This window comes from Pseudomonas sp. NY15356 (genome assembly GCF_048068175.1).
In the GTDB taxonomy this organism is placed as follows: domain Bacteria; phylum Pseudomonadota; class Gammaproteobacteria; order Pseudomonadales; family Pseudomonadaceae; genus Aquipseudomonas; species Aquipseudomonas putida_K.
On the sequence record NZ_JBLUPW010000055.1, the window covers coordinates 1 to 7,015 of the forward strand.

Genomic DNA, 7,015 nt, shown 5'->3' on the forward strand with positions numbered 1-7,015 from the left:
GGAGCGTGATGACCTGCACCGCGAGGTGTATCGGACCCAGGGCAAGCTCACCAGTTGCTTCGGTTATGACGCAATGGGGCGCAAGGCCTGGCAATTCGCCTCGACCTTGCCAGCCGACAAGCTCTCGCAGGTGCATAACACCGGTATCAATACCTCGCTGCTGGTGGAGCATGCCTACAACCCGATCCACCGCCGTTACCAGTACGATCCTGCAGGCGAACTGGTACGTACCCTCGACAAGCTGCGAGGCGAAATCAAGTATGAGTACGAAGCTAACGGACAACTCCGCAGCCGCGATACCGGCTCGCTGATTGGGAGCGAAGAGTTTCGTTACGACGCGGCGGCGAACCGATTGGACTTCAATGCGCGGCAGTTTGACAAGGTCAGGGACAACCGGATCAAGCAGTGGCGAGATCAGGAGTACAGTTACGACCCCTGGGGTAACCTGATCGAGAAGCGCTCGGGGCACAGCAAGCTGCAGACCTTTGCCTATGACTGCGAGAACCGGTTGGTTCGGGCGGAAACAGTGGTCAATGGCAAGCTGGAGAGCCGAGGCGAGTATCGTTACGACAGCCTGGGGCGGCGAATAGCCAAGCAGGCGGAAATCAACGGTGAAGTCGAACAGAAGCGCTTCCTCTGGCAAGGGCTACGGATGCTGCGTGAGGAGACGCCGGGGCAGAGCATTTTGTATTTCTATGAGCCGGGGAGTTACGCGCCCTTGGCACGTGTCGATCAAGTCGAAGGGGAAGGGCAGAAGGTCTACTACTTCCATACTGATCAGATCGGCACGCCACTGGAGCTGACGGATAGCGAAGGTGAGATCGTTTGGCAGTTGACGTATCGATCATGGGGGGAGATTGAGCAATTCGCCGTCAATAAGCTTGAGCAGAATCTGCGCTTCCAAGGTCAGTACTTTGATAATGAAACAGGGCTGCACTACAACACGTTCCGATACTATGATCCTGAGATTGGCCGCTTCATCAGCCATGACCCTATCGGCCTGCTAGGTGGATTTAATCTTTATCGCTATGTCTCCAGTCCCGTCACCGGGATTGACCCGTGGGGTTGGTGCGAGAGTAAGGGAATGGGAGTAAGCAAATCTGGACACCATGTGCCCTCAGTGCGAAAGTCAAAAGGTCGGCCTTTCGCAGTGTCAAGATCAGATAAAACACGGCCAACACTGTTCCCGAAAGGTGAAAATCCGGAGCATGAGCATTGGTTGTTACATGAGGCAGAAAGAGGGCCTATTGGACCTCGGCAGGGGGACTTTCCTGGTACGGATGACCAGCTCTTTGCTGCGTATCGTGAAGCATATAAGGACCTGGATCATATAAAAGTTGACGTCGTTTCTCCAAACGGAACCCATGTGCTAGGTGAGAATGTAACCCCGCGTGTCGCGGTTGATTTGATTGAGAATTGGCTTAAGGAGAGTGGGTTGAGATGAGTAAGAATTCGCTGGATGTAGTTAGGGAAACAGTTCGGAAAGATGGCTTTTTTGAAGTCGTTGTAGCTAGCGTAAGTGACTGGGATGAAGCCTTGGATCGTCGGGATGGCGCCGTATTTGACAAGGCTTGGTCGAGTGCTTTTGAAAAGTTAAAAACTCTTGAGTATTTATCTGCTGAGGATAAGGTGGCTGTGAATGAGATTCGAGAGTTTGTTTTTAAGAAAGTGTATTCCTTGACTGCCAGTTCCGAAATTGCTGGTTATATCTCAGATGATATGGGGTTGGTGGCAGACTCGTATTTAAAGTCATGTGATATTGAGTGGGTAAAAAAACTATTTGAGACTTATCGCAGCGGGCGGTTTCCTAATTAGTGGCGAACACTCAGGTTCAGCGCTTCCCAGCTGTTCGAATAAGAGCGTCTACTACCGTTACGACGGGCGTCAGGATCTGATTGCGATGGCCGATGCGCTGAACCAGACCACCTCCTTGGAGCCGGACGGGGGGCTGCGCATAAGCCATCCGGACGGGACCCAGGAAATCTTCACCTACAACGCCTTCGGGCAGGTGCTCAGCCACACCGACGGAAAAGGGATAGACCACCCGCCTGCTAACACGGCACAGCCTCTTGGTGGAAGAGTTATTAAACCATCCAATGGTACAGCAGCTAAGCTAAAACTCGACACCAAAAGTGCGCGAAGCAAGTTATAGGCCGAAAAAGGCGCTGTGCATGAGGCAGTATTAATGTGCTTAAGTATCGGTGAGCTATGAGTTCTGAAAATCGCGTAAATTTCGAATCTGAATTGTTAAAAGAGCTAAAGGCTATCGCTTCGCAGTTTGAAGGTGTTGCGGCGTCAAAAAATAAATTGAAATTCAAATATAACAAAAAAGTCGTAGCTGAACTATTTCTGGAGCATTTAGCTCGCGTGGATTCTTATGTGTTGGGTGGGATAGTCTACGGCGGGGCAATATTTGAATGTGCCTCAGGCTTCAATCCGCCCTATAAAAGCAATTTATTTAACGAGGGGTGTTTTTCTTTTATATCATCTGGCGAGCAGGTCAAACGTTTCGGAAGCGCTCCTGGAGGCTCGGTAAAAACACCAGACTTAGCTTCGGCTAAAGAAACGTGCGCACATATTGGGCAGGTGCTAAAGGAATTTTATATTCCTAAAGTTTTGGCTTGTATAACTCCAACAAAACAAACTATAGGTGACGTGTTGGATTCGCCGGATAACTATGCTTATCCTGCAGTATTTATCCATTGCGCGGCAAAGCTAGGTGCGGAATTTACTGACAAGGCCCAATACGACAATGTGATCAATTCAAGAAAAATCATCAAAGATAAGTCGTTCGATGAGCCGCTGATCTCAGTTCTAAGGTGACTTGGCGGGAGCCTTTTTTGTGTCTTGAGGTTAGGTTTTTAAGTGCCCAACTTGTTCTTGCTGATGTTCGGACTTGCTTAGGGGGGCAAGTAGATCTTTAAAAAATATCTATTCTAAGAGAGGGCGCAGCCCCTCTTAATTTAAATCTGATCTGCAAATGCCGCTGGCAAATCTAGGGCGGTAAACCGCGCGTGATCGAGCACTCTATTTTGAGTCCTTGAAAAGATGGCCGATGATTGAGGGGATACGGTATTGGATCGACTTGTTACTTGTTCTTAATGGTGTAGCTTGTTTTATGATTTGGAGACTAGCCCAATTAATCATGAGGATGCTTCAGTGCGCAAGAATAAAGCTGCAAAATACTCGGCTGGTGATATCCTTTCGTTCAAGATTGACGAGGGTGCGTATGGTTTTGCAAGGCTAATAAGGAAAATAGAATTGGGGTATGTTGCTGAGATTTACTCAGAGACTGCCGCGTCGGCCAGCGAGGGACTGGCGGTAATTAACAAAATAAAAATGTTTCCGGTTATACTGGATACTTTTTCCTTGTTAGAGATGGGGGAGGGCGAATGGTCTGTCATCGGTAATGCACAAGGTGGAAATGATAAACAGGTCGACTCGTTAAGGTTTGTATTCGGTACAGCGCCATATGACCTAAAAGTATAGATGTTAATGAGAATCAGCAAGAAATTTCAGAAATTGACTCTCTGGGATTGCCTCCTTATGAGCAGATGGGGGACGAAGATGTAAAGGAGCTTTTTGGGTAAGGTCATGCTGAATATGGAAGCTTATTGATTTTTTCTTGGGATATTGCTCTTTAATTATTGGATTTTTTGAAGTGACTGCCAACGTTGTCTCAGTCACTTCATTTTTTGATGCGCAGTCTGGAACATCTAATCTACGTTTTATCGCTTGAAATAATTTAGTCGATAACAGTAGCATGGGAATACCAGAGCATTTTTTGGGACAAAGTAGGCTATGGCGAGCGTCCGGAACGCGAGACGTTGTTTGAACGTGATGCCATTGTTCGCTTGATTGCCAAGCTCAATCGCGATGCCCGCCAGGACTTCGAATACGACGACGCCGGCCGGCTGCTGTGCATCCAGCGCACACCGGCCGTTGCAGGCAAGCAACTCGGCGTGACTGACGAAAAGCTGGAATACGCCTACGATCTGCTCGGCCGGCTGACGAAAGAAATCACGCCCGCCGGCACACTCGGCTATGAGTACGATCCACTCAGCAACCTGACCACGTTGACGTTGCCGGATGGCCGCAAGGTCAACCATCTGTACTACGGCAGCGGGCACCTGCACCAGCTGAACCTGGATGGCCAGGTGATCAACGACATGGAGCACGATGACCTGCACCGCGAGGTCTACCGGACCCAGGGCAAGCTCACCAGTTGCTTTGGCTATGACGCCATGGGGCGCAAGGCCTGGCAGTTTGCCTCGACCTTGCCGGCCGACAAGCTCTCGCAGGTGCATAACACCGGCATCAATACCTCATTGCTGGTGGAGCATGCGTACAACCCGATCCACCGACGCTACCAGTACGACCCTGCAGGCGAACTGGTACGTACCCTCGACAAGCTGCGCGGCGAGGTCAAATACGAATACGAAGCCAACGGCCAATTACGCAGCCGCGATACCGGCTCGCTGATTGGTAGCGAAGAGTTTCGTTACGACGCGGCGGCCAACCGACTCGATTTCAACGCGCGCCAGTTCGACAAGGTCAAGGACAACCGGATCAAGCAGTGGCGGGACCAGGAGTATAGCTACGACCCCTGGGGCAACCTGATCGAGAAGCGCTCGGGGCACAGCACGCTGCAGCACTTTGTCTATGACTGCAAAAACCGGTTGGTTCGGACAGAAACAACGGTCAATGGCAAGCTGGAAAGCACCGGGCACTATCGTTATGACAGCTTGGGGCGGCGGGTTGCGAAGCAGTCGGAAATCAACGGCGAGGTCGAACAGAAACGCTTCCTGTGGCAAGGGCTACGGATGTTGCGTGAGGAGACGCCGGGGCAAAACATCCTGTACTTGTACGAGCCGGGAAGCTATGCGCCCTTGGCGCGAGTTGAACAGGTGGAAGGTGAGGAGCAGAAGGTCTACTACTTCCATACTGATCAGATCGGCACGCCGCTGGAGCTGACGGATAGCGATGGTGGGATCGTTTGGCAGGCGACGTATCGCTCGTGGGGGGAGATTGAGCAATTAGTCGTCAATAAGGTTGAGCAGAATCTGCGCTTCCAAGGGCAGTATTTCGATGGTGAGTCTGAGCTGTACTACAATACATATCGATATTATGATCCTGAAATAGGACGTTATATTACTCTTGATCCAATAGGGATTCGAGGCGGGATAAATTTATTCAGATACAATCTGAATCCAGTTATGTGGGTTGATCCCGCTGGGCTTGCACCTTGCCCAGTAAGAATGGTGAATAATACCCGTATCCATGGGCGCGGCCAAGTTGATGGCACTCCTGAGCATGATCAATTTTCTGAAGCTATTGCGAATAAGTTGGCAATGAGTGGGAAGTTTACAGATGTTTATTTAAATAGATCTTACAGTTTTGCTAATGGTCGCGGGGTTTCGGCAAGAAAGCCTGACGTCATGGCGGTGGATGTCAATGGAAAGGTACATGCGATTGAGCTAGCCTCCAAGACAGATATGGGGAAAAAATTTCCTACGCTGACCTCTCGAAACAACACTGCGATGGGGAATTTGCCGGCTAATAAGCATGGAGAGGTTGTAGTACTCGAACACCCATATAGCGCTGCGGATATGAAAGCTATACTGGATGATTTTATTTCTGGAATATAGGTGGCTTATGTGCTTGGCAATGGCATTATATGGTACTGAAAAGCTAACGCCGGAACAGGCGTTAAAGCTTGGGGTCTTTTATTTCTCATTGATAAGGTTGCCGGTTACTGGCGCTGGTTACTACGAATATCTCATAAGGGGAGACCATGTTGGTGATCATGACTTGATTGAGGTTACACTTGATGAGCTAACACAAAAGATTCAAGCTGGAGAAGTTTCTTCATTTAGGCTCTATAATGAGGTTGAAGGTATTGTTCCTTGGCGAGCATCTTATGGATATAACACAGATGATTATGGCAGCTTTTTTCATCTTGATGCACAGTCAAGTGGCGAATCCTCTCTAGTTGATTGTTATGTTGATCTGTTTAGGGAGGTTTCGCTTGGTGACTTTGCTTCTTACGGCATAGCTTATAAGGCTGGAAGTGTTAGTAAGGGGCTGAGTTATGCCGCGGGAGAAAATTTTACTTCGATTTATCCGTTTGAAAGCGTAGCGCTATTCAAAAAAGAACTGCCGGGTCGGAATAAGGGGCTAGAAAGGTATAAGGGTGAACAGCTGCGCATGGTTTATGAGCTTAATCTCATAAACGCTCGACACCTGTCAATAAATGTGGGAGGGATTCCATTGAGACAGTGGATTTTGGAGGGGAATAACAACGGTAAACTTGTCGATATTACTGACTCAAAAGCGATTTGGCTAGTTGAAAAGGAGCAGCTTGAAATAATCAATAGAACTCTAGGGGGGCTTGGAGTGCTTTTATCTTGGAAGGCCGCTACAAAAAAGCCTTTCCCAAAAAAAATATTTTAGGGCTTCCCGTTGTTTCGTATTGAAAGCGAGCTTTTCACGGGCGCACCTCTAAATTATTTCTGATCTTTAAAAGTGCATATTCAACAAATGTGCTCCCCACAAGGTCGCCAGACAGCATCACAGCAACGCGCTGGGCCCGGGCTGCCACTACCGCTGGGAAACCATTGGCGACAAGCCGCGCGTGGTCGAGCACTGGACCAGCGACGGTGAGCACTACCATTTCCGCTACGACCTGAGCGCCCGCACCAGTTGGGCCACCGACGTGCTCGGCCGAGAGCTGGAAGTGCAGTACAACGCTGACCATCGCGTGGTTGCCAGCCGGGACTATGGGGGCGAGCGCTATGCCATCGAGCTGGACGAACACGGCAACATGGTCGGGCTAGGCCTGCCGGACGGCAACAAACTCGCCTTCAAGTACGACGAGTTCGCCCGCCTGCTGGAAGAAACCGACCCGCTGGGGCGCAAGACCACCTACGAGTATCACCACCTGACCACCCTGGTGACGCAGGTCAGCTACCCGGACGGCAGCACCTGGCGAGCGCGCTACGACGACAAGGGCAAC

The 7,015-nt window shown here is 50.0% G+C and carries 5 protein-coding genes and 3 pseudogenes; all 8 read left to right on the forward strand.

What is annotated here, in order from left to right; all coding sequences use genetic code 11:
* A partial coding sequence (locus tag ACNFCI_RS23775) for an RHS repeat domain-containing protein (RefSeq protein ID WP_416768385.1) occupies positions 1-1,444 on the forward strand: 1,444 nt, incomplete at its 5' end.
* Positions 1,441-1,815, forward strand: a complete 375-nt coding sequence (locus ACNFCI_RS23780; RefSeq protein ID WP_416768387.1) for a hypothetical protein — start codon at positions 1,441-1,443, stop codon at positions 1,813-1,815. The genes ACNFCI_RS23775 and ACNFCI_RS23780, both read left to right, overlap by 4 nt.
* A gap of 31 nt (positions 1,816-1,846) precedes the next feature.
* Positions 1,847-2,035 (forward strand): annotated as a pseudogene (locus ACNFCI_RS23785) (RHS repeat protein); the annotation flags it as partial.
* Positions 2,036-2,208: 173 nt separating this feature from the next.
* The gene (locus ACNFCI_RS23790) at positions 2,209-2,823 is read left to right on the forward strand and encodes a hypothetical protein (RefSeq protein ID WP_416768389.1); all 615 of its coding nucleotides are present in this window, start codon (positions 2,209-2,211) and stop codon (positions 2,821-2,823) included.
* A 336-nt stretch (positions 2,824-3,159) separates the two neighbouring features.
* Positions 3,160-3,489 carry an Imm26 family immunity protein gene (locus ACNFCI_RS23795; RefSeq protein WP_416768391.1) on the forward strand — a complete coding sequence of 110 codons (330 nt, stop codon included), beginning with the start codon at positions 3,160-3,162 and terminating at the stop codon, positions 3,487-3,489.
* Positions 3,490-3,788: 299 nt separating this feature from the next.
* A pseudogene (locus ACNFCI_RS23800) lies at positions 3,789-5,648 on the forward strand (RHS repeat-associated core domain-containing protein); the annotation flags it as partial.
* 19 nt (positions 5,649-5,667) lie between these two features.
* A complete protein-coding gene (locus ACNFCI_RS23805; protein ID WP_416768393.1) occupies positions 5,668-6,453 on the forward strand; it encodes a hypothetical protein in 786 nt (261 codons plus the stop codon).
* Positions 6,454-6,571: 118 nt separating this feature from the next.
* Positions 6,572-7,015, forward strand: a pseudogene (locus tag ACNFCI_RS23810) (type IV secretion protein Rhs); the annotation flags it as partial.